28 protein-coding genes are annotated in these 26,638 nt (G+C 73.8%); 15 read left to right on the top strand and 13 right to left on the bottom strand.

Annotation, left to right across the window (positions count from 1 at the left end):
• Positions 1–76: 76 nt before the first annotated feature.
• Positions 77–1,867, top strand: coding sequence for a BCCT family transporter (locus Ae331Ps2_RS19895; RefSeq protein ID WP_083695790.1), 1,791 nt, complete (start codon positions 77–79; stop codon positions 1,865–1,867).
• A gap of 287 nt (positions 1,868–2,154) precedes the next feature.
• Positions 2,155–3,951 carry a hypothetical protein gene (locus tag Ae331Ps2_RS19890; RefSeq protein ID WP_075307149.1) on the top strand — a complete coding sequence of 599 codons (1,797 nt, stop codon included), beginning with the start codon at positions 2,155–2,157 and terminating at the stop codon, positions 3,949–3,951.
• Positions 3,952–3,957: 6 nt separating this feature from the next.
• Here Ae331Ps2_RS19890 and Ae331Ps2_RS19885 read toward each other — a convergent pair whose 3' ends face one another.
• The 3 genes from Ae331Ps2_RS19885 to Ae331Ps2_RS19875 all read right to left on the bottom strand — a co-directional run bounded on the left by Ae331Ps2_RS19885 (position 3,958) and on the right by Ae331Ps2_RS19875 (position 5,934).
• Entirely contained in the window at positions 3,958–4,923 is a 966-nt protein-coding gene (locus Ae331Ps2_RS19885) for an NADPH:quinone oxidoreductase family protein (protein WP_075307151.1), read from the bottom strand.
• 85 nt (positions 4,924–5,008) lie between these two features.
• Complete coding sequence (locus Ae331Ps2_RS19880; protein ID WP_075307153.1) at positions 5,009–5,317, bottom strand: hypothetical protein; 309 nt, start codon at positions 5,315–5,317, stop codon at positions 5,009–5,011.
• A 191-nt stretch (positions 5,318–5,508) separates the two neighbouring features.
• Positions 5,509–5,934: a hypothetical protein gene (locus tag Ae331Ps2_RS19875; RefSeq protein WP_075307155.1), complete on the bottom strand. Its 426-nt coding sequence runs from the start codon at positions 5,932–5,934 to the stop codon at positions 5,509–5,511.
• 285 nt (positions 5,935–6,219) lie between these two features.
• Here Ae331Ps2_RS19875 and Ae331Ps2_RS19870 point away from each other — a divergent pair, with 285 nt between their 5' ends.
• Positions 6,220–6,786: a hypothetical protein gene (locus tag Ae331Ps2_RS19870; RefSeq protein ID WP_075307157.1), complete on the top strand. Its 567-nt coding sequence runs from the start codon at positions 6,220–6,222 to the stop codon at positions 6,784–6,786.
• 40 nt (positions 6,787–6,826) lie between these two features.
• On the opposite strand, the gene Ae331Ps2_RS19865 is transcribed toward Ae331Ps2_RS19870, so the two are convergent.
• Positions 6,827–7,324 carry an ester cyclase gene (locus tag Ae331Ps2_RS19865; protein WP_075307159.1) on the bottom strand — a complete coding sequence of 166 codons (498 nt, stop codon included), beginning with the start codon at positions 7,322–7,324 and terminating at the stop codon, positions 6,827–6,829.
• A 118-nt stretch (positions 7,325–7,442) separates the two neighbouring features.
• On the opposite strand from Ae331Ps2_RS19865, the gene Ae331Ps2_RS19860 reads away from it, so the two are divergent.
• The 3 genes from Ae331Ps2_RS19860 (at position 7,443) to Ae331Ps2_RS19850 (ending at position 9,902) form a co-directional block, all read left to right on the top strand.
• Positions 7,443–8,066 carry a TetR/AcrR family transcriptional regulator gene (locus Ae331Ps2_RS19860; RefSeq protein ID WP_075307161.1) on the top strand — a complete coding sequence of 208 codons (624 nt, stop codon included), beginning with the start codon at positions 7,443–7,445 and terminating at the stop codon, positions 8,064–8,066.
• Between the two features lie 74 nt (positions 8,067–8,140).
• Positions 8,141–8,497 carry a hypothetical protein gene (locus tag Ae331Ps2_RS19855; RefSeq protein ID WP_020622387.1) on the top strand — a complete coding sequence of 119 codons (357 nt, stop codon included), beginning with the start codon at positions 8,141–8,143 and terminating at the stop codon, positions 8,495–8,497.
• Between the two features lie 25 nt (positions 8,498–8,522).
• Complete coding sequence (locus Ae331Ps2_RS19850) at positions 8,523–9,902, top strand: MFS transporter (RefSeq protein ID WP_233147591.1); 1,380 nt, start codon at positions 8,523–8,525, stop codon at positions 9,900–9,902.
• 94 nt (positions 9,903–9,996) lie between these two features.
• On the opposite strand, the gene Ae331Ps2_RS19845 is transcribed toward Ae331Ps2_RS19850, so the two are convergent.
• Genes Ae331Ps2_RS19845 through Ae331Ps2_RS19835 form a run of 3 tightly spaced genes read right to left on the bottom strand, consistent with a single transcriptional unit; the run spans position 9,997 to position 11,726 of the window.
• Positions 9,997–10,365: a hypothetical protein gene (locus tag Ae331Ps2_RS19845; RefSeq protein WP_020622389.1), complete on the bottom strand. Its 369-nt coding sequence runs from the start codon at positions 10,363–10,365 to the stop codon at positions 9,997–9,999.
• A gap of 52 nt (positions 10,366–10,417) precedes the next feature.
• Positions 10,418–11,242 (bottom strand): Fpg/Nei family DNA glycosylase, encoded by an 825-nt coding sequence (locus Ae331Ps2_RS19840; protein WP_075307163.1) that lies wholly within the window; start codon positions 11,240–11,242, stop codon positions 10,418–10,420.
• A gap of 28 nt (positions 11,243–11,270) precedes the next feature.
• On the bottom strand, positions 11,271–11,726 hold the full coding sequence (locus Ae331Ps2_RS19835) for a DoxX family protein (RefSeq protein WP_075307165.1): 456 nt from the start codon (positions 11,724–11,726) through the stop codon (positions 11,271–11,273).
• Between the two features lie 150 nt (positions 11,727–11,876).
• On the opposite strand from Ae331Ps2_RS19835, the gene Ae331Ps2_RS19830 reads away from it, so the two are divergent.
• Genes Ae331Ps2_RS19830 through Ae331Ps2_RS19820 form a run of 3 tightly spaced genes read left to right on the top strand, consistent with a single transcriptional unit; the run spans position 11,877 to position 15,125 of the window.
• Complete coding sequence (locus Ae331Ps2_RS19830; protein ID WP_075307167.1) at positions 11,877–13,103, top strand: threonine synthase; 1,227 nt, start codon at positions 11,877–11,879, stop codon at positions 13,101–13,103.
• Complete coding sequence (locus Ae331Ps2_RS19825; RefSeq protein ID WP_075307169.1) at positions 13,100–14,623, top strand: AbgT family transporter; 1,524 nt, start codon at positions 13,100–13,102, stop codon at positions 14,621–14,623. Before Ae331Ps2_RS19830 ends, Ae331Ps2_RS19825 begins: the two co-directional genes overlap by 4 nt.
• Before the next feature lie 19 nt (positions 14,624–14,642).
• Positions 14,643–15,125, top strand: coding sequence for a hypothetical protein (locus Ae331Ps2_RS19820; protein ID WP_075550130.1), 483 nt, complete (start codon positions 14,643–14,645; stop codon positions 15,123–15,125).
• Between the two features lie 3 nt (positions 15,126–15,128).
• Here Ae331Ps2_RS19820 and Ae331Ps2_RS19815 read toward each other — a convergent pair whose 3' ends face one another.
• Positions 15,129–16,061: a TauD/TfdA family dioxygenase gene (locus Ae331Ps2_RS19815; protein WP_020622395.1), complete on the bottom strand. Its 933-nt coding sequence runs from the start codon at positions 16,059–16,061 to the stop codon at positions 15,129–15,131.
• Positions 16,062–16,435: 374 nt separating this feature from the next.
• Between Ae331Ps2_RS19815 and Ae331Ps2_RS19810 the strand changes: the two genes are divergently transcribed.
• Both Ae331Ps2_RS19810 and Ae331Ps2_RS19805 read left to right on the top strand, forming a co-directional pair.
• Positions 16,436–18,415 (top strand): M13 family metallopeptidase, encoded by a 1,980-nt coding sequence (locus Ae331Ps2_RS19810; protein ID WP_075307183.1) that lies wholly within the window; start codon positions 16,436–16,438, stop codon positions 18,413–18,415.
• Between the two features lie 50 nt (positions 18,416–18,465).
• Entirely contained in the window at positions 18,466–18,684 is a 219-nt protein-coding gene (locus Ae331Ps2_RS19805; protein ID WP_020622397.1) for a DUF2945 domain-containing protein, read from the top strand.
• On the opposite strand, the gene Ae331Ps2_RS19800 is transcribed toward Ae331Ps2_RS19805, so the two are convergent.
• Positions 18,653–20,032: an amino acid permease gene (locus Ae331Ps2_RS19800; protein ID WP_075307185.1), complete on the bottom strand. Its 1,380-nt coding sequence runs from the start codon at positions 20,030–20,032 to the stop codon at positions 18,653–18,655. The genes Ae331Ps2_RS19805 and Ae331Ps2_RS19800 overlap by 32 nt on opposite strands.
• A gap of 132 nt (positions 20,033–20,164) precedes the next feature.
• On the bottom strand, positions 20,165–20,695 hold the full coding sequence (locus tag Ae331Ps2_RS19795; protein WP_212567638.1) for a GNAT family N-acetyltransferase: 531 nt from the start codon (positions 20,693–20,695) through the stop codon (positions 20,165–20,167).
• Positions 20,696–20,748: 53 nt separating this feature from the next.
• Here Ae331Ps2_RS19795 and Ae331Ps2_RS19790 point away from each other — a divergent pair, with 53 nt between their 5' ends.
• Positions 20,749–22,047, top strand: coding sequence for an MFS transporter (locus tag Ae331Ps2_RS19790; RefSeq protein WP_075550131.1), 1,299 nt, complete (start codon positions 20,749–20,751; stop codon positions 22,045–22,047).
• 122 nt (positions 22,048–22,169) lie between these two features.
• A complete protein-coding gene (locus Ae331Ps2_RS19785) occupies positions 22,170–23,549 on the top strand; it encodes a ParB/Srx family N-terminal domain-containing protein (protein WP_212567637.1) in 1,380 nt (459 codons plus the stop codon).
• A gap of 50 nt (positions 23,550–23,599) precedes the next feature.
• Here the strand turns inward: Ae331Ps2_RS19785 and Ae331Ps2_RS19780 are convergent, their stop codons facing one another.
• Positions 23,600–24,619, bottom strand: a complete 1,020-nt coding sequence (locus Ae331Ps2_RS19780) for a hypothetical protein (RefSeq protein ID WP_075307189.1) — start codon at positions 24,617–24,619, stop codon at positions 23,600–23,602.
• 170 nt (positions 24,620–24,789) lie between these two features.
• On the opposite strand from Ae331Ps2_RS19780, the gene Ae331Ps2_RS19775 reads away from it, so the two are divergent.
• Positions 24,790–25,131: a PE domain-containing protein gene (locus Ae331Ps2_RS19775; protein WP_083695781.1), complete on the top strand. Its 342-nt coding sequence runs from the start codon at positions 24,790–24,792 to the stop codon at positions 25,129–25,131.
• Entirely contained in the window at positions 25,131–25,685 is a 555-nt protein-coding gene (locus Ae331Ps2_RS19770; RefSeq protein WP_075307191.1) for a DUF3558 family protein, read from the top strand. Before Ae331Ps2_RS19775 ends, Ae331Ps2_RS19770 begins: the two co-directional genes overlap by 1 nt.
• 2 nt (positions 25,686–25,687) lie before the next feature.
• Here Ae331Ps2_RS19770 and Ae331Ps2_RS19765 read toward each other — a convergent pair whose 3' ends face one another.
• Positions 25,688–26,116 (bottom strand): pyridoxamine 5'-phosphate oxidase family protein, encoded by a 429-nt coding sequence (locus Ae331Ps2_RS19765; protein WP_075307193.1) that lies wholly within the window; start codon positions 26,114–26,116, stop codon positions 25,688–25,690.
• A gap of 17 nt (positions 26,117–26,133) precedes the next feature.
• Entirely contained in the window at positions 26,134–26,529 is a 396-nt protein-coding gene (locus Ae331Ps2_RS19760) for a transglycosylase family protein (protein WP_020622404.1), read from the bottom strand.
• Positions 26,530–26,638: the final 109 nt, after the last annotated feature.

Below are 26,638 nucleotides of genomic sequence, written 5' to 3'. Positions count from 1 at the left end.
CAAAACGACTTGTGCACCATTTCTGCACGAACGAGAGCGGAGGGGGGATGCGCCCGGCACGCGGGCGTGACCACGTATGACACAGGCCCAATCACCACCGGACGACCGTCCGGGCACGACCGGGGACGGCCGTCCCCGCACCGACTGGATCGTGTTCGGCGTCGGAGCCGCGCTCGCGCTGCTGTTCGTGCTGTGGGGGCTGCTCAGCGCCGACACCCTCGGTGCCACCGCCGAGGCGATGCTCGGCGGGCTGATGCGCGGCGGTGGCTGGGGCTTCATCCTCGCCGCGACCGCCTTCGTCGCCTTCGCACTGTTCCTGGCCTTCAGCCGGTTCGGACGCATCAAGCTCGGCGCCGACGACGAGGAACCCGAGTTCCGCACGGTCTCCTGGATCGCCATGATGTTCTCCGCCGGCATGGGCATCGGACTGATGTTCTTCGGCGTGAACGAGCCGCTGACCTTCTTCCGGTCACCGCCCCCCGGCTCCGCCGAGCCCGGTACCGTCGACGCGCTGCAGACCTCGATGGCGACCTCGCTGTTCCACTGGACGCTGCACCCGTGGGCGATCTACGCCGTCGTCGGCCTCGCCATCGCCTACTCCACCTTCCGCAAGGGCCGCCGGCAGCTCATCAGCCAGGCCTTCGTCCCGCTGATCGGCCGCAAGGCCGCCGAGGGCTCCATCGGCCGGGCCATCGACATCCTCGCGATCTTCGCGACGCTGTTCGGCTCCGCGGCCTCCCTCGGCCTGGGCGCCTTCCAGATCGGCGGCGGCATGCAGACCGTCGGCTGGGTCGACGGCCCGGTGAGCCCCTGGCTGCTCGCCGCGATCATCGTCGTCCTGACCGCCGCGTTCATCCTCTCCGCCGTCTCCGGCGTCGAGAAGGGCATCCAGTGGCTGTCCAACACCAACATGGTGCTGGCGGCGGTGCTCGCGTTCTTCGTGTTCGTCGTCGGCCCGACGGTGATCATCCTCGACCTGATCCCGACCTCGATCGGCGCCTACTTCTCCCAGTTCTTCGAGATGGTCGGGCGCACCGAGGCCGTCGGCGGCGAGCCGATGCTCGAATGGCTCTCCGGCTGGACGATCTTCTACTGGGCGTGGTGGATCTCCTGGACGCCGTTCGTCGGCATGTTCCTGGCCCGGATCTCGCGCGGGCGCACCATCCGCGAGTTCGTCGGCGGGGTCATCCTCGCACCCAGCCTGGTCTCGCTGGTCTGGTTCTGCATCTTCGGCGGCACCGCCATCACCCAGGCCCAGCAGGGCACACAGTTCTCCGACGACTCCAACGTCCAGCTGTTCCAGATGCTGGCCGCCTACCCGTGGGCCACCTTCACCGGCCTGCTCGTCATGGTCCTGGTCGCCATCTTCTTCGTCTCCGGCGCCGACGCCGCGTCGATCGTCATGGGCACCCTGTCCCAGCGCGGCACCATCGAGCCCACCAAGTGGGTCGTGGTCTTCTGGGGCTCGGTCATGGGCGCGGTCGCCGTGCTGATGCTGGTCACCGGCGGGGAGAACGCCCTGGACGGCATCCAGAACCTGACCATCCTGGTCGCGGCACCGTTCGTCGTGATCATGGTGCTGCTGTGCTTCGCGCTGTTCAAGGACCTGCGTCGCGACAAGGTCGTGCTGCGGGACGAGAAGGGCGCACAGGTGCTGGAGCAGGCGGTCGACTGGGCCACCGTCAACCACGGCGAGCACTTCTACGTCAAGGTCGGCGCGTTCGACCCGGACGACGAGAACGCCCCCGGCAGTGGCAACGGCAACGGTGCCGTCGCGACCGGGACCGACGGACCGGACGGATCGACCGGCGACGGGTCGACGCGGGCGACCGCCGAACGGCGCGACAGCCCGGTCGGCGGCGACTGAGCGCCTCTCGTCGCACACGACGGCGGCCGGACCCCCTCCCCGGGGTGTCCGGCCGTCGTCGTCCGTGGCAGGGTCGAGGGCTCACGGTCGCGGGGGCGGCCGGACGATCGGACGGCCCGTGACCGACCGCCCACCGATGGTGAGCGGTCGGGAAGTGACCCGGGCCGACCGCGCTCGTTGGACCTCCTGCGACCACCCGGTGCACGGCCCCCGCGCGCACCGACGATCATCGGAAAGTGCTGCGCCGCAGCCGGAGCGGATGGGAGGGACCTGACACAGTGGGCCGGATGCGTCTCGTCTTCACCCCGGGGGACGACCAGGGGTACGCCGAGGCCCGCAGCCGCCTGCTGGAGCAGTTCTCCCTCTGGGCCCGCCGCCGTCGCGTCGAGGTCGACACCACGCTCGTCGCCGCCGTGCTGGACTACAAGTACGCCCGCGACCGCAGGCTGGGCCGCTGGACCCGCTCGCACATCGCCGACGCGCTGGGCATGTGGTTCCCGCGCAAGGTGACCGTGCTCGAGCCCGACGACGTCGCCCCCGCCTTCCACGCGCTCATCGACTTCCTCGACGAGCACGACTGGTTCGACCCGCAGTCGCACCCGGCGGACGCGCTGCACCGTCAGGTCCTCGACTCCACCCCCGCACTGCACGACGGTCTCGCCGACGAGCGCAACTACGACCTGGGCAAGTTCTGGGGCGTGCAGCTGCACCGCCACGGCGTCGACCCGGCCGACCCGGCCGCCGTGCAGCGGTTCCTCGACCGCGCCGGCGCCGGGGAGACCGACGTCGACCGGCACGCGCTCGCCGAGATCATGCGGCGGGAGGCGCAGCGGCCCACCCGCACCGAGTGGAACCCCGAGCTGCCGCCGGTGCCGATGCCCGGCGCAGCGGCGCTCGTCGAGGCCGCGGAGCGCTCCGAGGCACTCGAGCTGCTCCGCAAGCTGACCCTGTGGGTGCGGGCCGGGCGCCGACTCACCTCCGACGGCCGCCTCGACCGCACCGACGCGCTCGACCTCGCCGCGCACCTGCAGCTCGACCACATCTACCGCGAGACCGCCCGCACCAGCGACGACCTGCCCGAGGTGTCGCTGCTGCTGCGCTGGGCCCGCTCGGCGCGCCTGGTCCGTGTGGTGCGCGGGCGGCTGCTCCCGGTCAAGAGCGCGGGCCCGCTGCTGAACCGGCCGATCGAGCTGTGGCGCAGGGTGTTCGAGTCGGTCGGCCGCCTCGGCGACAGCCTGGGCGGGACCGACGTGTTCGGCGCGCCGTCGCTGTTCGGGATGTCGATGTCGCAGGCCTTCCCGATGCTGTGGGTCGGCCTGTACGCCACCGGCGGCGGGCCGGTCCCGCTCGAGCACTTCCACCGCCAGGTCCGCGACGCCGTCAACGACGAGGCGGGCTGTGTCGTCGACGATCTCGCCGGCGACGTCGAGCAGCGGCTGTGGCGCCGCGACGTCACCGCCCTGCTGGACGCCTGCGAGCTGCTCGGCGCGATCGAGCTGACCGAGACCCTCGACGCCGACGAGCTCGACGAGCTGTCCCGGGTCGCGCACCGCGACGACCCGGACCCCACGGTGGTCGCGCTCACCCCGATGGGGCTGTGGGCGGTGCACGAGTACCTGACCGAGCAGGGCATGCACCTGCCCGCGCCGGGCGAGCTGGCCGACGAGGACGTCGAGTACGTGTGCGTGCGGATGAGCGGGGTGCGGACCGACGTCGCCGAGGCCGAGCTGGCCGCGTGGGCGCTGGCCCGCCACCCCGGCGACGCCGTACGCGAGCTGGACCGCTTCCTGCGCCGCTGCGAGGTGCCGGCCCACCGGGCCCTGGCGCTGCACGCGCTGTCCGTGACCGGCCCGGCCGGGCGGGCGGTGGCCGCCCGGCACCGGCTGCACGTCGCCGAGTCCGTGGCGGTGCCGGCGCCGCACCGCCACGTCGGCCCCACCCCGGCGCCGCGCAGGGCGGCCGCCGAGACGGCAGCGCCGCGCACGGCGGCCGCCGGGACCACGGCGCCGCGCACCGCGGCCGCCGAGACCACGGCGCCGTTGCCGCGCGCCGCGGTCCGGCACAACCTGGAGCCGGCCGGCTGACCCGGCTCAGGTCAGCAGCACGACCTTGCCGGTGACGGTGCGGTCGTCGATCCGGGACAGGGCGGTCGCGGCGTCGTCGAGGCCGAAGCGCTCGCTGATCAGCGGGGTGAGCGCGCCGGAGCGCAGGTGCGGGAGCAGGGCGTCCCACTCGGCGCGGATGAAGTCCGGGCGGCCCAGCGCGTAGGCGCCCCAGCCGACGCCGCGGACGTCGACGTTGTTCAGCAGCAGCCGGTTCACCTTCACCGTCGGGATGTCACCCGCGGTGAACCCGACGACCATGAGGCGGCCGAGCGGGCCGAGGCAGCGGACCGAGTCGGTGAAGCGGTCGCCACCGACCGGGTCGACGACCATGTCGACGCCCGCGCCGCCGGTCAGCTCCTTGACCGCATCCTTGAACCCGTCGACGCCGACGGTGTGCGCCGCGCCCGCGCGCCGCGCGACCTCGGCCTTGGCCTCGGTGGACGTGACACCGATGACGGTGGCCCCCATCGCGGCGGCCAGCTGGACGACCGCGGTCCCGACGCCGCCCGCGGCGCCCTGGACGAGCACCGTCTCCCCCGCCCGCAGGCCACCGCGGGTGTCGAGGGTGAAGTGCGCGGTCAGGTAGTTCATCGGCAGGCAGGCGCCCGCGGCGAACTCCACCTCCTCGGGCAGCGGGAAGACGTGCTGCTCGGGAGCGGAGACGGTCTCGGCGAACACCCCGGACATGGTGAACGCGACGACCCGGTCCCCGGCGGCGAACCGGCTGTCCGGGCCCGCTTCGCGCACCGTGCCGGCGCACTCGGAGCCCAGGGTGAACGGCGGCTCCGGCTTGTACTGGTACATCCCCTTGGTCAGCAGGACGTCCGGGAAGTTCACCCCGGCCGCGGCGACGTCGATGAGGACCTCGCCGTCACCGCGGACCGGCGGCTCGACCTCGGCGACGCGGACCGCGGACGGCCCGTCCAGCTCGCTGACCTGCACTGCACGCACGTGTGCTCTCCCTCGTGGTCCGACGGCGGTGTCCGCCGGTCATCGAACCACGGGCGCGGGTGATCCACACGGGCCGCGGGTACGGCTACACGGGCTGGGCGTCGCCGTAGCGCGGGGTGCGCGGCTCGGTGAGCGCGTCGCAGAGCTCGGAGAGCCGGTTGTCGATGCGGTCCTGCACCCGCTCGAGCGCGTCGAGTTCCAGCATGAGGTCCAGGGCGTCGCCGGTGGTGCCCCCGGCCAGGGCGCGCTCCAGCTCGGCGCGACGCTCGGCGGCGCGCCGACGGCAGGCGTCGGCGGTGGCCTTGTGGGCGCGCAGCCGGGCGCGGGCGGGGTCGGCGAGGTCGCGGCCGCCGTTGACGGTGGCGACGCGTTCCTCCAGCAGGTGCGGGTTCACGGGGCCCTCCGATGCGTGGTGGTGGGACGTCGGCTCGGCGGTGACGTGACCGCTGCCACACCCCACGCTAGACGATCAGCGTGTGCTGCGCATCACATCGGTGTGACATCCGCCGCGAACCGGCCGCGGACGCACGACGACCCCCGGCGCCATCGGCACCGGGGGTCGTCGTGGATCGGGTCGGGTCCGGCTCAGTCGCCGCGGCGCGGCTGCGGGATGAGCTGCGCCGGGTCGCGACGGCGCTGGGCGACGGCGTCGGTGGTCAGGTGGTAGTGCCCGCGGCGGGACCGCCGGCACAGGTAGGCTCGCTGCGGGCGCCCCCCGAGGGCCTCCAGCTCGCGGGCGGCACACTCGGCCGCGTCCCGGTCCGGGTAGATGACCTTGCCGTCGCTGCCGGTCGCGGAGGCGCCCAACCGCTCGCGGTCCTCGATCTCGCGCCGCCCGGGCAGGCAGACCTCCGGCCGGCCGGACCGCATGAGCCGCGCGTAGCGGGCCAGCACGCGGCCCCGCTCGCCGTCGACCACGCCTCGTCCGGACGGCAGGTTCTCCACCGACCGCCGTGCCGCGGGGATCATCCCCGGGTGCACCGCCGGAACCCTGTCGAACTGCCCGTCCATGTCGCCTCCACGTCGCCGTCACTTGTGGATCGCTCGACTCATCCTGCCTCGTTACCGCCTGCGGCGGACTCGCTCGATCGTGTCATCTGTCACGCAGACATCGGCAGATTCGCTCACGTTGCGTGACATCGCCTGCTGATCGGCGTGTCGGGGACGCCGCTCGTCGCCGCGTCGGTCGTGCCGTCACACCTGTGGGTACGGCCGTGTGCACCAGCCTGTACGCCCGTGCGGACCGTCCTATCCTGATCCCCCGGGACCGCGCGTGCCCCGGGTCGGGGGACGAAGATGGCGATCCAGCCCGAGACGGGTGTCGGGAACGGGGCAGCCGGCGGCCCGCGGTGGGACGAGGTGTTCACACCGTCCGACCTGGCCGAGGGCGTGTTCGACGTGCGCTGGGACCTGCGTCCGCGGCTGCGTCGCTGGCTGGCCGAGCAGGATCTGGCCACCGCGTCGGGCCGGGAGACGCACCGCCCCGCGATCGACGCGTGGGCCCTGCTCGACGGCGGCGTGATCGCGGTGTCCGCGGTGAGCCTGCCCGGCGTCCCGCCCGGCGCGGTCCCGCTGCCCGGACAGGAGTCCGCCGCCGGCGCCACTCCCCCGCGGAACTCGGCGCTGCTGTCCCCGGGCATGCGGCTGATCGGGCACCGCACGCTGCGGCTGGTCGTCGCCCGCCTCGGGCTGCCCGGCGGCGACGAGCCGTTGCCCGGGGAGCACCGCGACGTGCCCGGCCTGGTCGAGGACCTGTTCGACGCCCGTCGCCGCGACGCCGAGAGCATCGAGCAGGCCGAGCTGCTCGCGACCTGCACCGACCGGACGTCGCTGCGCTGGGTGGTCGCCGCGCTGCGGCCGTGAGACCACCGGCCGTCGGCCGCCCCGCCGTCGGACGGGCGGGTCAGCGGCGCCCCGAGCCACTGCGCAGGACCCCGGTCTGGCGCAGCAGCCCCATCAGGTCGTAGCTGGCGTGCAGTCGGTCGGCGCGGCCGTCCCGGAAGTCGAAGACCTCCAGGCCCACGAAGTCGAACGGGAGGCCGGTCCCGGGGATCCCGGGCGGGGTGAGCGTGCCGGTGAAGTGCCCGGTCCCGCGCCAGGTGAAGGCGGCGCGCGGGACATCGGGTGCGAGCAGCGGCGGCCCGGTGCGTTCCCAGGTCAGGTCCGGGTACGCGGTGAGCACGTAACGCATGTAGTCGGCGGCGGCGTCAGGTCCCCGTACGTCCCAGCCGGAGTTGCGCGTCGTCGGCGTCTCGAGCCGGAAGCCGTCGGTCACCAGCGGGCGGACCCGGTCCGGATCGTGGCTGTTCCACGCGTCGATCCAGCTCCCGTACCAGCCCAGCGCCTCGGTCGGGTCCAGTGGTGCGGCGTCCCGGGCGGCCGAGGGCGAGGGGATCGTCATGGCTCCTCCAGAAACTAATGGTCGTTAGTTTTTAAGCTAGCATAGAATGCTGGGGCAGCACTCCGGCAGCGCCGCGTTCCGGGGCGCTCCGATGTCGTCGTGGCGGTGGGAGGTGAGAATGGCGACCGTGCCCGCCGCGCCCGACCGCCCGTCCAAGGGGGACCGGACCCGACGCCGGTTGCTCGACGCGGCCGCGTCCCTGCTGGCCCGCGACGGGCGGGTCGGGGTCAGCCTCAGCGGGATCGCCGAGGCCGCGGGACTGCGGACCGGGAGCGTCTACTTCCACTTCGGCTCGAAGGACGAGCTGATCGCGACGGTGCTCGAGGAGGGCCTGCGCGAGTCGCTGCGCCACCTCGACGACGCCCTGGCCCCGCTCACCGCCGCCGATGCCGGGGCCCGCCTGTGGGCCGCCGTCCGTGCGCACCTCGACGCCCTGGTGGAGCTGAGCGACTACGCCGCGGTCGTGCTCACCATGCCCGAGCCGGGCCGGGACGCGTCGCTCGCGATCTACCGCGTGCTCCTGCACCGCTACCGGAGCCGGTGGACCGAGCTGGTCGACGACGCGCAACGCGCGGGGGCGATCGCCGCCGGGCCCGCTCCCCGGCTCGTCCGCGATCTGCTGTTCGGGGCGATGAACGCGGTCGCCGACCCCCACGGGCGGCCCGGCCGGACCCCGGCCGACTGCGCCGCCGCCGTGCGGGACCTGCTGGCAGGCCCCCTCGGTGCACCGCCGGGAGGATGACCGCGGTCGGACCGTTCCCGACCCCGCCACGGACCGACACCGCCGGGCCGGGCGGACCGTGGCACCCTCCTGTCGTGACGACCTGGACCAGCGACGAGTGCGCCGCCCACTGGGGCGTGCAGGTGGGCACCTGGAACTCCTACGTCTCCCGCGGCCAGGCACCGCCCCCGCTGCCCGACCCCGGCCCGGACGGCCGCAAGGTCTGGGACGCCGACGCCGTGCGCGCGTTCTCCCGGCCCGGGGTGGGCCGACGCCGGGAGTCCGCCGAGTCCGCGGCCGTGCTCGAACAGCTGCGGGCCGCCGCGGACGCCCCGCGCGAGCGTCGCCGTGAGCTGCTGCGGGCCGGGCGCGAGGCCGGCTGCGAGGTCAGCGCGATGGCGGCGGCGCTCGGTGTGTCCCGGCACACCGCCTACGCCTGGTTGAAGGACTGACCTCCGGCGGCGAGACTGCGCTGGCGTGCGCACCGCAACGGAGGGGGACGGCGTGCTGGTCTCGACGGCCGTACGGACGGCGACGAAGCGGCTCATCCCGCTGCTCGCCCTGGCCTATCTGCTGAACTACATCGACCGGGTCAACGTCGGGTTCGCGTCGCTGACGATGAACGCCGACCTGGGCCTGTCCGCGGCCGCCTACGGTCTGGGCGCCGGGCTGTTCTTCGTCGGGTACTTCTTCTTCGAGGTCCCGTCCAACGTGATCCTGCACCGGGTCGGGGCGCGGATCTGGATCGCCCGGATCATGGTGACCTGGGGCGTCGTCGCGTCGTCGACGGCGTTCATCCAGGGCGAGATCGGCTTCTACGTCGTGCGGGTGCTGCTCGGCATCGCCGAGGCCGGCTTCTTCCCGGGCATCATCCTGTATCTGACCTACTGGTTCCCGAGGGTCGAGCGGGCGCGGATCGTCGCCCTGTTCTTCCTGGCCGTGCCGCTGTCCTCGGTGGTCGGCGGGCCGCTGTCGACGTGGCTGATCTCGATCGGCGACGGCGCCCTGGGCTTCGACGCCGGCTGGCGTTTCATGTTCTTCGTCGAGGGCATCCCGGCGGTGCTGCTGGGCATCGCGGTGCTGTGGCTGCTGCCGGACCGTCCGACCCGGGCCCGGTGGCTGCCCACCGACCAGGCGGTCGCGCTGGAGGAGCGGATCGCCGCCGAGGACGCGGCGGCGGCCGGGCAGGACCGCGGGGTCGCCGCCGCCCTGCGCGACGGCCGGGTGGTGGCCCTGTCGGTCGTCTACTTCGGGATCGTGTTCGGGCTCTACGTCCTGGCGTTCTTCCTCCCCCAGATCGTCGCCGGGTTCGAGCAGCAGTTCGGCGCCGACTACTCGCTGGTCGAGGTCGGCCTGATCACCGCGGTGCCGTACGCGATCGCGTCGGTGACGATGGTGCTGTGGGCCCGGCGCTCCGACCGCAGCGGGGAGCGGCCGCTGCACGTGGCCGTCCCCGCCGTCGTGGGGGCGGTGGCGATCGCGGGCGCGCTGTACATGGACTCGCCGTTGCTGGTCATGGCCTGTGTGACCGTCTGCGCGATCGGGGTCTTCGCCGCGATCCCGCCCTTCTGGTCGCTGCCGAACGCCTTCCTCACCGGCGCCGGGGCCGCCGCCGGGATCGGGTTGATCAACTCCTTCGGCAACCTGTCCGGGTTCGTCGGTCCGTTCGTCGCGGGATGGCTCAAGGACCTGACCGGTGACTCGCGGGCCGGGATGTGGGTGGTCGCGGTGATGATGCTGATGTCGGCGGCGATCGCGATCGGCTTCCGCCGGACCGCGCAGCGCGCTGCGGCGGCAGAGGCAGAGGCGGCAGAGGCGGCGAAGGCGACCGACCGGACGGTCGACCCTCGACGGTGACCGACCGGTCGCGGCGGCACCGCGGAGCGCGCACCGGTACGGGCCGTGGGACCCGGCCCGGCGCACGCGCTCGGGGGATCGGCCCCCGAGCAGGTCAGTACCCGATCGCGCTCGCGTAGTGGACCGCGCCGAACGCGACGGCGGACGCGGCCACGGCAAGGGTGGCCAGCGCGAACGGCCAGGCCGGACGACGTTCGACGACCCGCAGCACGGTCATGGCGAGACCGGCCACGCCGGCGGCCGCGGCGACCACCAGCGAGCCGCCGACCGACACGAGCACGGCCGACGAGCTGCACGTGCGCGGCGGGCAGTACTCGAAGAAGGCGACCAGGAAGACGGCGCCGAAGATCCCGAGGGCGACCAGCATCCCGGTCACGACGAGCGCGGCCCCGGACAGCGCCGCGTCCCACCGGACGATCGGCCGGCGCCGCGTCTCCGGACGCACGGGACCGGTCGACAGCATGGCGCCAACGGTACCGCTACCGGCCGGTACAGGACAGATCGGACATCGGTCGTCACCGTTCGGTGAGCGGCCGCGCGGTGGATCCCGACTGGCAGCCGGGGCACCAGAAGAGGTTCCGCGTGCGGACCTCGGCGTGCGCGATCGGGGCGCCGCAGACCAGGCAGGGCTGTCCGGTGCGGCGGTAGGCGTAGACGACGCTGGCGCAGACCGCGCCGCGGTCGGGCGGCTCCAGCAGGGCCGGGTCGTGCTCGGGACGCAGCGTCTCGATCCGGCCGCGCCGCTCGCCGTCGTGGAGCATCGCGGTCAGGTCGTCCCAGAGCAGCGCGAAGGACCGGTCGTCGAGGTCACGGGCCGGGGTCATCGGGTCCAGACCGGTACGGAACAGCGTCTCGGCGCGGAAGACGTTGCCGATGCCCGCGATCACCGACTGGTCCATGAGCACCGCTGCCAGCGGGGCCCTGGAGCGGGCGAACCGTTCCCGGACGCGGGCCGGGTCGGCGTCGTCGCGCAGCGGGTCCTCGCCGAGTCGGGCCCGCAGCTGCGCCACCCCGGCGTCGTCGAGCAGCTCGCAGGCGGCCGGACCGCGCAGGTCGGCGTAGTGGGTCTCGCCGACGATCCGCATCCGGACCTGGCCGCGCGGCGGCTCCCGGTTCGGGAACCGGCCCCACAGCCCGAGGTGGACGTGCACGGTGGTGTCCGGACCGTAGTGCTGGAACAGGTGCTTGCCGTGGGCCTGCACGTCGACCAGCACCCGCCCGTCGACGATCTCGGCTCCGGTGCTGAACCGGCGCTGCGGACTGGACACCGCCACCGGCCGGCCCGCGGAGCGGCGGCGCTGGAGCCGCGCGAGCCGGTGCACGGTGTGTCCCTCGGGCATGCGGCGGGATCCCCCGCGGGGGCGGGTCCTACTCCCCCGATGAGACACCCACCGCGTGCCGGGCCGGGGTGCGGCCGCGTCCGGCGACGAGCGCGTCGACCGAGAACCGGCCCGGTCCGGCCGCGGCCAGCGCGAGTCCGCCCGCGGCGATCACGCCGACCAGCTCCCAGCCGCCCGAGTCGACGAACGGGTTCAGACCGGGGTGCGCGAACAGGTAGGCCCCCACCATCTCGACGGCGACGACGAGCCCGGCGACGGTCGTCGCGGCACCGGCGAGCAGCAGCACGCCGCCTCCGATCTCGACCGCGATCGCGAACAGCGCGGACACCGTCGGCAGCGGGATGCCCATGCCGGCGAAGCCCGACGCGACACCGCCGACCCCGTTCGAGAGCTTCTGCAGACCGTGGGCGACGAGGACGACGCCGACGAGCAGCCGGACCAGCAGGAGTGCGATGTCGGAGAACGGCGTGGGAAGCGGGCGCATGGATGCCTCTCGATCGTTGAACGTTCACGCTTTCGCAGTCCGAGGCTACCGGATCGTCCGAAAGGCGTAGTCGTGTCCGCGGTCACTTCCCGCGGGGACACTGTCGCCGTCCGGGTTGCGCCGCGGCACGGCGGGCGATCAGGTGGACCCGTGCCCGACTTCTCGACGCTGTCCCACCTGGAGTGCTCCCGCACCGGCGAGGTCCTCGACGCCGACACCGTGCAGGGCACCTCGGGCTCCGGCGCCCCGCTGCTCGCCCGCTACGACCTGGACCGCGCCCGCACCCTGGTGACCCCGGCCGACATCGCCGCCCGCCCGCCGGACCTGTGGCGCTACCACGAGGTGCTGCCCGTACGGGACCCCGCGCACGTGGTGACGATGGGCGAGGGCATGACCCCGCTGCTGCCGCTCCCCCGGGCCGGCGCCCGCCTCGGGCTGCCGGGCCTGCGGATGAAGGACGAGGGCCTGATCCCGACCGGGGCGTTCAAGGCCCGCGGTGCCGCCGTCGGCGTCTCCCGCGCCGCCGAACTCGGCGTCCGCGCGGTCGCGATGCCCACCAACGGCAACGCCGGTGCCGCCTGGGCGTGCTACGCCGCGCGGGCCGGGCTCGGCGCGCTGATCGCGATGCCGGTCGACGCCCCGGAGATCACCCGGCGCGAGGTCGCCGTCTCCGGCGGGGAGCTGTACCTGGTCGACGGCCTGATCGGCGACGCCGGGAGGCTCGTCGCCGACGCCGTCGCCCGTCGCAACTCCGACGGGGCCGGATACCAGGACACCTCGACGCTGCGCGAGCCGTACCGCATCGAGGGCAAGAAGACGATGGGCTACGAGATCGTCGAGCAGCTCGGCTGGCGCTGCCCGGACGTGATCCTCTACCCGACCGGCGGCGGCGTCGGGATCATCGCGATCCACAAGGCCCTGGCGGAGATGCGGGAGCTGGGCTGGATCTCCGGTCCGCTGCCGCGGCTGGTCGCGGTGCAGGCCACCGGGTGCGCCCCGATCGTCGAGGCGTTCGAGGCCGGGCTGCGCGAGTCGACCGCCCCGGCCGACCCGCACACGGTCGCGTTCGGGATCACCGTGCCCAAGGCGTTGGGCGACTTCCTCGTCCTCGACGCCGTGTACGACACCGGCGGGACCGCCGTCGCCGTCTCCGACGACGAGCTGCTCGCCGCCGAGCACGCCCTCGCCCGCGACGAGGGCACCTGGATCTGCCCGGAGGGCGCGGCCTGCGTCGCCGCGGCGGGCCGGCTGCGGGAGTCGGGCTGGCTCGACGGGTCGGAGACGGTCGTCGTGCTGAACACCGGCAGCGGGCTGATCTACCCCGACACCGTGCCCGCCGACGCGCCGGTGCTGGCGACCGACGGGCGCATCCCGTGACCGCGGCGTACCGGCCCGGACCGGTGATCCGGGGCATCGAGCGGGTCGGGAACCGGGTGCCGCACCCGTTCTTCCTGTTCTGGATCCTCCTGCTGCTGCTCGGGGTCGGCTCGGCGGTGCTGGCCGCGAACGGGGCGACCGCGCAGCTGCCGGGCGCCCCGCAGGCACAACCGGTCCGCGACATCCTGTCCGTGGCGGGCCTGCGGCAGCTGCTCACCACCATGGTGGACAACTTCATCGGCTTCCCGCCGCTGGGCGTGGTGCTCACGATGCTGCTGGGCGTCGGGATCTGCGAGCGCACCGGGCTGCTGCGGTCGCTGGTGAACATCGCGCTGACCCGGGTACCGCGGCGCTTCATGCCGTATGCGGTGGCCTACCTGTGCGTGCAGGGCCACTTCATGGGCGACGCGGCGATGGTGATCCTCCCCCCGCTGGCGGCGCTCGCGTTCGCCTCGGTGGGGCGGCATCCGGTCGCCGGGGCGCTCGGCGCGTTCGCGGCGACGGCCGTCGGCTACGGCTCCGGGCTGATCGTCGGTGCGCTGGACGCGAACCTGGCCGCGCTGACCGAGTCGGTGCTGCCGCCGGGGACGCCGCCGGACATCGGCGTCGGGGTGCTCATGAACTACTGGTTCCAGGCGGTGTCGGCGCTCGTGCTGCCCGCGGTGCTCGGCTGGATCCTGGCGCACCGCGTCGAGCCGGGGCTGCCCCCGGTCGACCCGGAGCCGGACGCGGCGGGTGAGCCGGACACGACGGTCACCGCGCGGGAGCGGCGCGCGCTGCGGGTGGCGGGCGTCGCCCTCGCGGTGTGGCTGGTCTGCGCGCTGGCGGCCTGGCTCGTGCCCGGCGGCCCGCTGCAGGGCGACGACGGGTCCCTGATCGACTCCCCGTTCCTCGACGGGATCGTCCCGCTGCTGTTCCTGACCTTCCTCGTCACCGGCCTGGCCTACGGCATCGCCGCGGGCGTGGTGACCCGCCCGTCGGACATGCCGGAGATGATGGCCGAGTCGCTGAAGGGGATGCTCGGGTTCGTCGTCATCGCCTTCTCCGCGGGCCAGTTCATCGCGATGTTCACCTGGAGCGGGGTCGGGACGTGGCTGGCGGTGGAGGGGTCGGCCGGGCTGCGCGCGATCGGCCTGACCGGGCTCGGCGCATTGCTGCTCGCGCTGGTGCTGTGCTCGGTGCTGGCGATGGTGGTGTTCTCCGGGGCGTCGCTGTGGACGGTGCTGGCGCCGGTACTGGTGCCGGTGTTCGTCGGGCTGGGCCTGCACCCGGCGGTCATCCAGGCGACCTACCGGATCGGTGACGCGATCACCAACCCGATCTCGCCGCTGAACCCCTACCTGTACGTGCTGCAGCTGACCTGCCGTCGCTACGACCGCTCGTTCACCCTGGGCGCGGTGTTCTCGCGGATGGCGATGTTCGTCGTGCCGGTGTTCGTGGTGTGGGTGGTCATCCTCTGCGTGTTCGTCCTGCTGGGGCTGCCGCTCGGCCCGGGGACGACGATCCGGCTGGCCGGGTGAGCACCGGTAGCCTGCGGGCGTGTCACTCCTGCGCCCCGGATCCGAGCCCTCCCCCGCACCGCTGTCGCGGTACTGGCGGACCTACGTGGCCGAGTGCGCCGAGCAGGTGCAGCGCTTCCACCGGATCACCACGGTGATCTCGGCGATGCAGGTGCGGACCTGGCTCACCGAGATCGGCAAGCGGCTGGACTCGGAGCTGGAGGCGGTGCAGCGCCTGGCCGCCGTCGGCGACTCGATCGAGCCCGCCCGGTTCCGGCTCACCGAACCGCCCGCCAAGCGGATCGCCGCCCGGCTGAACAAGGCCAAGGCGTCGCTGAAGCAGTCGGTCGACCAGGCCGCGGAGATCGCCGAGCAGGCGGTGCTGGACCCGACCCACGACGACGTCCGGGTGCACCTGAAGGTCCTCAACGAGCAGGTCGGGCGGCTGGCGATCGCCGCCCCGATGGAGGACGAGCCCGCCGACCGGCCGCGCCGCCGCCGGTGGGGCGGCGCGGCCTCCTGACCGTCAGAAGGGTCGGTCGCCCGCGATCGCGACGCGCTCCGCGACCCGGGTGTGCGGGTGGTAGTCGCCGACCGCGTAGTGCTGGGTCGCCCGGTTGTCCCAGAACGCGAGCGTCCCCTCGGACCAGCGGTAGCGGACCTGGAACTCGGGCACGTGGGCCTGGGCGAACAGGTGCCGCAGCAGCGCGTCGGACTCCTCGCGCGGGAGCCCGACGATCTCCGTCGTGAACGAGGCGTTCACGAACAGCGTGCGGCGCCCGGTCTCCGGATGGGTCCGGACGACGGGGTGGGTCACCGGCGGGAACAGGTCGCGGCCACGGGCCAGCCGCTCCGGGTCCAGGAACCGGGCGAAGCCGGGCACCATGTCGTGCACCGCGACGGCGTCGTCGATGCGCGCCCGCACCTCGTCGGTGAGGTTGTCGTAGGCGACGGCCATGTCGGCCCACACCGTGTCCCCGCCGAACGGTGGCGTCTGCACCATCCGCAGCATGGCGCCCATGGCCGGTGCGGGACGGAACGTGGTGTCGGCGTGCCAGATGTTCTCGTAGGTGCGCCTGCCGGTGCCGAAACGGACGACGTCGGCGGCGTCGCCGGTGTCGAGCATCGGGTTGGTCTCCAGGTCGCCCCAGAGCAGCGCGAGTTCGCGCTGCCGGTCGCTGGTGAGGTGCTGGCCGGGGAAGAACAGGACCTTCCACTCCAGCAGTGCCCGGTGCAGCTCGGCCCGCAGGTCCTCGTCGACGCGGTCACGCAGGTCGATACCGGTGATCTCGGCGCCCAGGGTGCGCCCGAGCGGGGTGAGGGTGAAGGCCTCGAAGTCCGCGCCACATCGGTCCGCCCCGTCGCCCGGGAGGCGGGCCAGCAGGCGCTCACCCTCCAGGAGGTCGACGGCGGGTGTGGAACGGGGCCGGGTGACCGGCGCATCGAGGTGGATCGTCACGTCCGCGATGGTGCGTCCGCCGTCCGGTGGTGGACAACCGGGCGTCCACTGCGCGGTGACCTGTCCGGTCAACTTCGGCGCGCACCGCCCCGGACCCGGTGGAGTCGACCAGCCGGCACCGGCCCGTCGCGCTCGTACCCGGTGCCGCCGCCGCACGGTGCCGCCGCTCGGTGCCGCCGCTCGGTGCTGTCGCTCGGTGCCGCCGCCACTCGGTGACGCCGATCCGCCCCGTCCGCCCCAAGGATGTGACGGTTGTGAATCCGCTTACCGGGTAAGCGGATTCGCAGCACCCCACTTCCGCGACGGACCGGGCGGCGCGGGCGTGCCGGCGTCGGTTGCTCGAAACCGTCGCACCCGGCAGGCAGGATGGACCCATGACGACCACCGAGTCCCCGACCGAGAAGCGCTCCGGTCTCGACCTCAGCTGGGTCGACCCGGACGTCCGTCCCCAGGACGACCTGTTCACCCACGTGAACGGCCGGTGGCTGGCGACCCACGAGATCCCCGACGACCGTTCGCAGGACGGTGCGTTCCGCGTCCTGCGCGACCGGGCCGAGGACCAGGTCCACGAGATCGTGGAGGAGTGCGCGGCCTCCTCGGAGCCCGGCACCGAGGCCCGCAAGATCGGCGACCTGTACCGCTCGTTCATGGACGTCGAGCGGGTCGAGGAGCTCGGCACCGCGCCGCTGCGCCCGCTGCTCGACGAGATCTACGCCGCCACCGACCGGGCCGCGCTCGCGACCGTGCTCGGCCGGCGTCAGCGCGAGGGCCGGGCCGCGCTGTTCGGCGAGTTCATCGCGACCGACCTCAAGGACTCCTCCCGCTACCTGGTGAACCTCAACCAGGCCGGGCTGGGCCTGCCCGACGAGTCGTACTACGGCGACGAGGGCGACCCCGAGATCCGGGCGAAGTACGTCGAGCACCTGCGGCGCCTCGCCGAGCTGGTCGGGCTGGCCGAGCCGGAACGCGTCGCCGAGCAGGTCATGGACCTGGAGACCGCGCTGGCCGACGCGTCCTGGGACCGGGTCCTCAACCGCGACGCCGAGAAGACCTACACCCTGATGACCCGCGAGGAGCTGCGGGCCGCTGCCCCCGGCTTCGACTGGGCCGAGTGGGAGTCCGCGCTGGGGGTGCCCGCGCACGCCTACGACGAGGTGATCGTCCGCCAGCCGAGCTTCGTCACCGCCGCCGGTGAGCTGTGGGCCGGGCGCCCGCTGGAGCAGTGGCAGGCGTGGCTCGCGCTGACCGTCGCCGGGTCGTGCGCGGAGTTCCTCTCCGCGGACCTGGTCGAGGCCGACTTCGACTTCTTCGGCCGCACCCTGTCCGGCACCCCGGAGCTGCGCGAGCGCTGGAAGCGCGGGGTGTCGCTGGTGGAGGGCGCGCTGGGCGAGGCCGTCGCGAAGATCTACGTCGAGCGGCACTTCCCGCCGCGGGCCAAGGAGCGCATCACCGAGCTGGTCGACAACATCGTCGAGGCCTACCGCCGGTCGATCTCCACCCTGGACTGGATGAGCCCGGCCACCCGGGAGCGGGCGCTGGACAAGCTCGGCAAGTTCACACCGAAGGTCGGCTACCCGGACTCCTGGAAGGACTACTCCGACCTGCAGATCGACCCGGCCGACCTGCTCGGCAACGCGGGTCGCGCGGCCCAGTGGCGCCACGACTCCGAGTACGCCAAGCTAGGCGGCCCCGTCGACCACGGCGAGTGGCTGATGACCCCGCAGACGGTCAACGCCTACTACCACCCGCGGCTCAACGAGATCGTGTTCCCGGCAGCGATCCTGCAGCCGCCGTTCTTCGACGCCGATGCCGACGACGCCGCGAACTACGGCGGCATCGGCGCGGTCATCGGCCACGAGATCGGGCACGGCTTCGACGACCAGGGCTCCCGCTACGACGGCGACGGCAACCTCACCGACTGGTGGGAGTCCGCCGACCGGACCGAGTTCGAGTCCCGCGCGCAGATGCTGATCGACCAGTACGACGGCCTGTCCCCCGCCGGGCTGCCCGACCACAAGGTCAACGGCTCGCTGACGGTCGGCGAGAACATCGGCGACCTGGGCGGGCTGACGATCGCGCTGAAGGCGTACGCGATCGCGCACGAGGGCTTCGAGCCGCCGGTGATCGACGGTCTGACGGGTGAGCAGCGGGTGCTGTTCGGGTGGGCGCAGGTGTGGCGGGCGGTGACCCGCGACGCGGAGGCGATCCGGCGGCTCACCACCGACCCGCACTCGCCGCCGGACCTGCGGTGCAACGCGGTCGTCACGAACCTCGACACCTTCCACGAGGCGTTCGGGGTGACCGAGTCCGACGGGCTCTACACCGACCCGGACCGGCGCGTCCGGATCTGGTGACACGGTCCCCCGCGCCGGGTTGACCGGCCGGCGCGGGGGTATCCGTCCCCATGACGCAGACGTTCGCCAAGGGCACGTGGGTGGCCTGGAACTGGGGCAACGGCACCCCGACCGGCAAGGTGGTGGACCACTCCACCGACCGGATCGAGAAGACGATCAACGGGTCGACGCAGTCCCGGAACGGGACCGAGGACAACCCGGCCTACGTGCTGGAGCAGGAGGACGGCCAGACCGTGCTCAAGCTCCACTCGGAGCTGAGGAAGGCGTGACCCGCCGGCGGCGGCGCCGCACCACCAGGTAGACCACGACGAGCAGGACCAGGAAGGGCACACCCGCCTGCGCCGCCGTCGCGAACTGGGTGGTGAACGGCGTCGTCGCCAGCACCGCGGCGACGAACAGCATCGCCGCGACCGTCGTGTACGGCGCGCCCCAGAGGCGGACCGGGGACGCCTCACCGGCGCCCGCCCGGCGGAACGCGAGGTGCGCGGCGAAGATCAGCAGCCAGGTCACCAGTGCCCCGAACAGGGCCAGCCCGACGAGCAGCGGGAACGCGGTGGCCTCGGCGAACACCGAGACCAGGGACGCGAGGGCCAGCCCGACCGCGGACAGCGCGAGTGCCCGCTGCGGGGCGCCGTGCCGGTTGACCCGGGCCAGCGAGCGGGGCGCGTAGCCGTCGCGGGCCAGCGAGTAGGTCATCCGCGCGGTCACGTAGAGGTTGGTGTTCATCGCCGACAGCGCCGCGGTCAGCACGACGAGGTTCATCACCGTGGCCGCCGCGGGCACCCCGGCCTGGGCGAAGAGCCGCACGAACGGCGACTCGCCGACGTCGTCGCCGGTGGTCACGGTGTTCCAGGGCACCAGGGTCACCACCACCAGCATGGCGCCGACGTAGAAGATCGCGAGCCGCACGACGGTGCGCCGGGCGGCCCGCGGGATGTCGCGCACCGGGTCCGACGACTCGGCCGCGGTGACGGCGACGGCCTCGGTGCCCAGGAACGAGAAGGTCACCACGGTCAGCGCGAGCCAGATCGCGCCGATCCCGTTCGGGGCGAACCCGCCGTGCGCGGTGAGCGCCCCGAGTCCGACCGGTTCCTGCCCGGGCAGCCCGAACACGATCGCGACGAGACCGACGGCGATGAACGCCACGATCGTCACCACCTTGATCATTGCGAACCAGTACTCGGTCTCGCCGAAGAAGCGGACCGCGCCCGCGTTGACCGCCAGCATCACCACGGAGAACCCGACGACCGGGATCCACAGCGGCAGGTCGGGGTACCAGAACGTCAGGTAGAGCCCGGCGGCGACGACCTCGCTGCCGATGTTCACGACCTGCGCGGCCCAGTACATCCACCGCTGCACGAACCCGGCGCCGGGCCCGAGGTAGCGCTGGGTGATGGGCCCGAACCCGCCGGCCTCGGGGTGGCGCACCACCATCTCGGCCAGCGCGTAGGCCAGGACCAGCGCGACGACCGCGGCGACGACGTAGGCGACGATCACCGCGGGACCGGCGAGGGAGATCGCGAGCCCGGAGCCGAGGAACAGCCCGGTGCCGATCGCGCCGCCCACGGCGATCATGCCGATCTGGCGCCCGTCGAGTTCGCGGCGCAGGCCGTCCATGGTGCTCCCCGTGCGGTACCGCTCCCCCGGCCCGGGATGGCGGGCGGGGCGCGCCGGCACGGCGCCCGGCCGGCTGGGCCGGGTGCGGTGCGTGGCGCAACGGGCGGTGATCCTCGCACGAACCCGACGGGCTCAGTCCCGGGGGCCGTCCGGCGGGGCCTCGACCAGCGCCCGCCGGAACCAGGTCACGTCGCGCCACGCACCGAGCTTCCAGCCGACCCCGCGGAACGTGCCGACCTCGGTGAAGCCCAGCGCGCGGTGCAGGGCGGCGCTCGCCTCGTTCGGCTCGGTCATCCCGGCGACGGCGACGACCATGCCGCGCGCGGCGAGCTCGGTGAACAGCGCCTCGTACAGCGCTCGGCCCACACCCCGGCCGCGGGCCTCGGGGGCCAGGTAGACCGAGACCTCGCAGGTCCGCCCGTAGGCTGCGCGGGACTTCCAGGGCCCGCCGTAGGCGTAGCCGAGCACCGCGCCGCCGGGACCGACCGCGACCAGCCAGGCGTGACGCTCCTGGGCGGCCGCGATCCGCTCGGCCATCTCGACCGGACCGGGCGGCTCGACCTCGAAGCTGATCGCGGTGTCGCGGACGTAGGGGGCGTAGACGGCGGCGCAGGCGTCGGCGTCCTCGGCGGTCGCCGGGCGGACGAGGGGTGGGGTCGGCACGGACACAGGGAATCACGGTGCATCGGTGGCCGTCGCGGGTGAGGATCGCCGGTGTGCTCCTGTCGATCGTGCTCGGACTCCTCTTCGGCCTCGCCGGCACGTCGACGTCCGGGGTGACGGTCGCGCTCCCGCACCTGGCCGCCGACCTCGGGGTCGGGACCGCGACCGCGACCTGGATGGTCAGCGGGTACGCCGTCGCGCTGGCCGTGGCGACGCCGGTGCACGGACGGCTCGCCGACGCCGTCGGGATCCGGGCCCCGCTGTGCATCGGAGCGGGCCTGCTCGGGCTGGGGGCGCTCGCCGCCGCGGCGGCGCCGAACTTCGGGCTGCTGATGACCGCCCGGATCGTGCAGGGGATCGGAGCCGCGGCGATCCCGGTGCTGGCCTCGGCGCTGCTCTCGGCCCGGATCCCGCCGGAGCGACGCGGCGGCGCGCTGGGACGGCTGGCCGGGACCTCCGCCGCGTTGTCCGCGCTCGGGCCGCTGATCGGCGGGGCGCTGACGACGGTGGGCGGGTGGCGGGCCGCGGTCGCACTGCCCGCGCTGGCGCTGCTCGCCCTCCCCTACCTGTGGCGGCACTCGGTGGTCCGTGGCGACGGCGCCCGGGTGGACCTGGCGGGCGCGGTGATCGTCGCGACCGCGGTGACCGGCCTGGTGCTGCTGGTGCAGTCGCCCGGCGCCGGTGCGGTCGCGGCCGTCGCCGGTGGGGTGCTGCTCGCCGTCGGCGTGCCCATGACGGCGCTGTGGGTGCGGGCCCGTCCCGACGGGTTCCTGCCACGCGGGGTGGTCGGGAACGCGACGGTGGTGCGCAGCTCGCTGTGCGCGTCGGTGGTGCCGGCCAGCTGGTTCGCGCTGCTGCTGGGCATCCCGCTGGAGCTCGCCGAGCGCGGCTGGAGCCCGCTGTCCACCGGGCTGGTGCTGGTGCCCTCGGCGGTGGTGGCGCTGGTGTGCCCGGCGGCGTCGGGGTTCCTGCAGACCCGGATCGGAGCACACCGGACACTCACCCTGGCCTGCGCGACGACCGTCGTCGGGCTGGTGCTCGGCGTGGCCGGGGTGGCGACCCACCTGCCGTGGGTGCTGGCGCTCGCCCCGATGCTGGTGACACTGGCGTTCGGCACCGGCCAGCCCGCGATGATCGCCTCGGTCGGTGCCGCGGTGCCGCAGGACCGGCGCAGCGGCGCGATCGGGGTCGCGACGCTGTGCTTCCTCACCGGCGCCGGGATCGGGGCGGCGGCGATCGGCGGGTTCGCCGCCGTCCTCGGGCTGAGCGCGGCGCTGGCGCTGCTGCTGGTGCTGCCCGTCGCCGGGACCGCGGTGCAGCTGGTCGCGGGGCCCCGGCCCGGGACGGCGTGATCGTTCACCCGCGCGCCACCCCGACGACGCCGGGTGGTCGCCGGGGCGTCCGCTCCGGCCGCGATCGTCCCCGTTCGGGTGATCACCGTGCCGGACCGGCCGGGCCCGAACGAGGAGTGCCCGTGTCCCGAACCGCCGTCCGCACCGTCCTCGTCGCGACCGTCGCGGCGCTCGTCGTGGGTGCGACGACCGGCGCCACCGCAGCGCCGCTCGCCGCGCCGGCAGCAGTGCCGTCCGCAGCACAGACAGCAGTGCCGTCCGCAGTGCCACCGACCGCCCCGTCCGCCGCGCAGGCCCGCGAGGGCGACCTGCTGGAGGTGCGCCTGCGCGACCTGCGGCCCACCCAGCCGAACATCGGCCACGACCAGATCCACTACAAGCTGGGCCGCTACGCGGGCACGAAGGACACCGACCGCGGCACGCCGAACAAGCGGTTCGACGACTGGTGCGAGGCCGACGGGCGGGGCGAGGCCGCCGAGGCCGGACCGGGCGCCACGCTGCGCGACCCGTCGTCGTTCCGGTGCACGATCGCGACCGGTGCGGAGACTCCGGCGTCGCTCGCGGCGATGAAGACCGTCGTCGTCGGGCCCGGGAACGCGCTGTACCTGACCGACGGCCACCACACGACGACGTCACTGCTGGAGACCGCCGACGGCGGACCCGACGTGCGGGTCCGGATGCGGGTGCAGGCGAACCTGTCCCGGCTGACGCCGGCCGCGTTCTGGACGCAGATGCAGGCCCGGTCCTGGGTGTGGCTGCGCACCGCCGACGGCACCACCATCACCCCGCAGCAGCTCCCCGACCGGATCGGGCTGGCGCTGCTGCCCGACGACCCCTACCGCGGGCTCGTCTACTTCACCCGCGACATCGGCTACGCCCCGCCTGCCGACGCCCCGGAGTACCTGGAGTTCTTCTGGGCCTCCTGGCTGCGCACCCGGATCGACCTGGGCCGCTACGACCTGCACGACCCGGCCTCGTACCTGCGCGCGGTGAAGGACGCCTCGCAGCTGATGTCCTCGACGCCGGGCGACACCGAGATCGCGCCCGGCCGGACCGCGGACCAGCTCGGCCGGATCGCCCGCTGGAACGACGGCAAGGCCGCCGACAAGGGCGAGTTCGGCGACCTGTCCCGCCCGATCACCGACCCGAAGCCCGGCAAGGTCGCCTACGCCGTCGACTCCCGCAACCGGGTCCCGGCCACGCCGGCGTGCACCCGCACCGTGACCGGGGCGTACACCGGCCCGCTGACCGTCGGCTCGGGGGTGCTCTGCCTGGATCGGGCGCGGGTCCGCGGGCCGGTCACGGTGACCGGCGGCGCGAGCCTGGTGCTGCGCGGGTCCGACGTGACCGGCCCGGTGACCGCGACCCGGGCCCGCGTCGTCGAGGTGTGCGGGGCCCGGGTGACCGGGCCGGTCGTCGTGCGGGGAAGCACCGAGCGGACGCGGGTCGGAGGCTGGGCCTGCACCCCGAACGAGGTGCGCGGCCCGGTCGTCGTCGGCTGAGCGTCACCGACGCCCAGCTCGGCGATCGGCGGCGCGACCCACCAGCGCGCTCAGCGCCCCGCCCCGATCGAGCGCCGGACCTCCTCGGCGTAGAGCCGGCGCAGCTCCGCGATCCGGGTGGCCCCGACCAGCCGCGGGTCGGTGCCGGGGTTCTCCCGGGTGACGACGTCGTCGAGCCACACCCGGAAGCAGCCGTGGAGCCCGCGGACCAGCCCGTCGAGCAGGCACGACGCCGGCTCGAGCGGGTCCAGGACGGTCGAGACCGCACGGTGGCCGTGCTCGGGGTGCGGGGCCTGCTCCGGGCACACGACGAACCACCCCTGCCGGGCCAGGACGGCCTCCTGGAACAGGTCGAGGACCACCTCCTCCTCGGCGGCCCCGGCGAGGGTGCACAGCACGTGCCGGGCCACCGCGAGGTCCTCGTGTCCGATGGCCTCGGCGAGCGCGACGACGTCGGGCACCGCATGCCCGACCCGCTCCGCGACGAGCGCGGCGGAGGCCCGCAGCCAGCGCAGGGTCGCGACGGCGGCCGCGTTCGGCTCGACCGACGTCACGATCGCGGGCGGCCCGAGCGGGTCGTCGTGCAGCAGCGAGTGGGCGACGAGGAGCTGCTCGGCCGGGGCGTCGCACCGCGGGTGGACGACGGCCTGGGCGGAGCGGCCGGTGAGGACGCCGTCGTCGGCGTCGAGGACGGCGTCGGTCTCGGCGCGGACGTCGGCGACGACGGCGTCGCGGAACGCCTGCCCCGGTGCCCGCGCCACGATCCGGCCGAGCAGGTGCGCGGTCTCGGCACAGCCGTCCTCCATGACGCGCAGCAGGTCTCCGACCGGCTGGTTCGGGTGGCGGACCGCCGCGGCCAGCTCCGCCGGGTCGATCTCGTGCGCGGCCTGGTCGGCGTAGGCGGCCCACAGGTGCCTCGACAGGGCGCTCAGCGCGGTCGCGGTGCGGCGGGCCAGGGAGTGGTCGAGGGTCCGCGGGACGCGGGCGGCCCGGTGGGCGACGGCGCCGTCGCCGGTGGGCCAGCAGGCGACGATCGTCGAGGCGACCGGGTCGTGGGCGTAGGTGGTCATGCGGCTTGGACGACGCCGGGTGCGACTCGGTTCCGCCGGGTCCGCGATCGGGCACCGTTGGCCGCGCCCGTGGTCGGTGGGTATCCGTGGATCAGGAGCGGCACCATCACTCTCGCCGGGAATCGGCTGATCCACCCCGGGCGAACACGAACACCGACTACGCTCGCCCGGTGACGCTCAGCCCGGAGCGGCAGCGGTCGTTCGAAGGCCTCATCTCCCAGGTCAGCGCGGACAACGTCCTCGCGGTGGCACGAGTGCTCCGTACCCGGGCCGACGACATGGAGTCGATGCTCAACGCCAGTCTCAACGGCCTCGACCTCAGACCCTGTGCCGAGGATCCTGTATCCCTCGACGCCCGCGACCTCTTCCAGCGGAAGATCGACCAGATTCTGGCCGGGCACTGGGCCCAGTGTGCCGAGCTCCGCGCAGCCCACACGGCCCTGCGCGCGACGGCGCTGGAGTACGGCGTCACCGACGCCGATCTTGCACGTGAGTTCGGGGACGACTCGTGATGCGCACCCGGCTGGTCATCGGGCTGGCCGTCACCGTGCTCCTCACCGGCTGCGGAGGCGCTGCCCGCCACGACGAGCAGGACCGGCCGGTGTCGTTCCCGCCTCGGCCGTTCGAACTGGACGTCACGACGGTGGACCCGTGCGACGGCCTCGCCCCATCGGATCGCGATCGCCTCGGCGTCCGGACGACGAAACCCGGCACGAGCCAGGACGGCACGTCGAACGACTGCACATGGAGCACCCGCGACGGTCTGGGCTACACACTCCAGACCTTCCACGTCGATGCAGCTCAGGCGTTCGAGCCCGGCAGCTCCGAGATCGTCGAGGTCGCGGGGTTCGGCGCCGTCCAGCGATCGCTGGCTGCCCCGGGGACGGGTCTACCGCTCTGTCAGCTCGTGCTCGACGTCGCCGACACCGCGTCGCTCCGTGCTCAGGTCCAGGTCACACCGCTGGCCGAGAGGGGCGGGGCGTACACCGGCAGGTCGATCTGTGACCGTCTCCGTGGCGAGGCCTCGCGGATGATGGCGAACCTGCGCGCGGCCCACGCCGGCTGACCTCAGCGGTTCCCGACCACCCGTTCCGGCGCCACGAGCACCGCCGCCCGCCGCTGCTCGGCCATCACCCGGTCGTACTCGGCCCAGTCGTCGTGGGTGCCGCCGCAGGCGACGAACACGTCCCGGAGAAGCTGCGGGACGTCGACGCCGTCGCGCGGGTCGTCCGGCCCGATGATCTCCGAGTTGCCCTCGACGGCCACCCAGCGCCACCCGGCCCGCCAGTGCAGCGACGTCGCGGGTCGCGCGCGCAACGCCGTCAGCTTGACGGGGCCGTAGGTGACGTAGGCGGCCACCGGGGTGCCGGTCACGGGGTGGTCGAGCACACCCGCGTTGACCAGCGAGGTGTGCGGGCGTCCGTCGGCGCGGACGACCGCGACGGTGCACAGCCCGGAGTCCTCGGCGACGATCCGCCGTACCGCGTCCAGATCCATGCGACCAGTGTGGCCGCTCAGCGCCAGCCGAGCTTCTCGGTGCACGCGGGCCAGGCCTTCCAGCCCTGCTCGTCCTGCACCTTCTTCGCGATCTCGATCTGCTGGGCCTTGGTCGCCTGCTCGGCGCTCGGGGCGTACTTCCGGCCGCCGAACTCCTTCCAGGTCGACGGCGTGAACTGCAGTCCGCCCTTGAACCCGTTGCCGGTGTCGGCGTCCCAGTTCCCGGTGCTCTCGCAGTGCGCGAGCTTGTCCCAGGTGGCGGTCCGCTCGACCGACGGCGCGGCCGACGACGTCGACTCGGCCGCCGCCGCGGTCCCGACGACGCCCAGTGGAGCCGCCGCCACCGCGGCGAACGCGCTGATCCGGGCGACCTTCCGGCCGGTCTCGGTGGGCTTGCGGTGTCGTCCAGCCATCGTCGTTCCTCTACCTCGGGGAGCAGGTGCCGCCCGGGCCGGAGTGCGGGGAGGGCCCGGAGCGGCCGACACCGTAACCACGCCGAGACCACTCGTCACAACCCGTGAC

It is taken from the genome of Pseudonocardia sp. Ae331_Ps2, assembly GCF_001932405.1.
Lineage (GTDB): Bacteria > Actinomycetota > Actinomycetes > Mycobacteriales > Pseudonocardiaceae > Pseudonocardia.
The sequence above is the reverse complement of the archived record's forward strand: the minus strand, read 5'-3'. Positions and strand labels throughout refer to the sequence as shown.

Bases quoted from the DNA above. Each gene is read 5' to 3' on its own strand.
- Ae331Ps2_RS19800 (WP_075307185.1), bottom strand. From the start codon at position 20,032: ATGGACGGCCTGCGCCGCGAACTCGACGGGCGCCAGATCGGCATGATC.
- Ae331Ps2_RS19780 (WP_075307189.1), bottom strand. From the start codon at position 24,619: ATGACCACCTACGCCCACGACCCGGTCGCCTCGACGATCGTCGCCTGC.
- Ae331Ps2_RS19845 (WP_020622389.1), bottom strand. From the start codon at position 10,365: ATGCTGTCGACCGGTCCCGTGCGTCCGGAGACGCGGCGCCGGCCGATC.
- Ae331Ps2_RS19835 (WP_075307165.1), bottom strand. From the start codon at position 11,726: ATGCGCCCGCTTCCCACGCCGTTCTCCGACATCGCACTCCTGCTGGTC.
- Ae331Ps2_RS19890 (WP_075307149.1), top strand. From the start codon at position 2,155: ATGCGTCTCGTCTTCACCCCGGGGGACGACCAGGGGTACGCCGAGGCC.
- Ae331Ps2_RS19765 (WP_075307193.1), bottom strand. From the start codon at position 26,116: ATGGATCTGGACGCGGTACGGCGGATCGTCGCCGAGGACTCCGGGCTG.
- Ae331Ps2_RS19875 (WP_075307155.1), bottom strand. From the start codon at position 5,934: ATGGACGGGCAGTTCGACAGGGTTCCGGCGGTGCACCCGGGGATGATC.
- Ae331Ps2_RS19840 (WP_075307163.1), bottom strand. From the start codon at position 11,242: ATGCCCGAGGGACACACCGTGCACCGGCTCGCGCGGCTCCAGCGCCGC.
- Ae331Ps2_RS19770 (WP_075307191.1), top strand. From the start codon at position 25,131: ATGCGCACCCGGCTGGTCATCGGGCTGGCCGTCACCGTGCTCCTCACC.
- Ae331Ps2_RS19870 (WP_075307157.1), top strand. From the start codon at position 6,220: ATGGCGATCCAGCCCGAGACGGGTGTCGGGAACGGGGCAGCCGGCGGC.
- Ae331Ps2_RS19810 (WP_075307183.1), top strand. From the start codon at position 16,436: ATGACGACCACCGAGTCCCCGACCGAGAAGCGCTCCGGTCTCGACCTC.
- Ae331Ps2_RS19860 (WP_075307161.1), top strand. From the start codon at position 7,443: ATGGCGACCGTGCCCGCCGCGCCCGACCGCCCGTCCAAGGGGGACCGG.
- Ae331Ps2_RS19895 (WP_083695790.1), top strand. From the start codon at position 77: ATGACACAGGCCCAATCACCACCGGACGACCGTCCGGGCACGACCGGG.
- Ae331Ps2_RS19865 (WP_075307159.1), bottom strand. From the start codon at position 7,324: ATGACGATCCCCTCGCCCTCGGCCGCCCGGGACGCCGCACCACTGGAC.
- Ae331Ps2_RS19760 (WP_020622404.1), bottom strand. From the start codon at position 26,529: ATGGCTGGACGACACCGCAAGCCCACCGAGACCGGCCGGAAGGTCGCC.
- Ae331Ps2_RS19805 (WP_020622397.1), top strand. From the start codon at position 18,466: ATGACGCAGACGTTCGCCAAGGGCACGTGGGTGGCCTGGAACTGGGGC.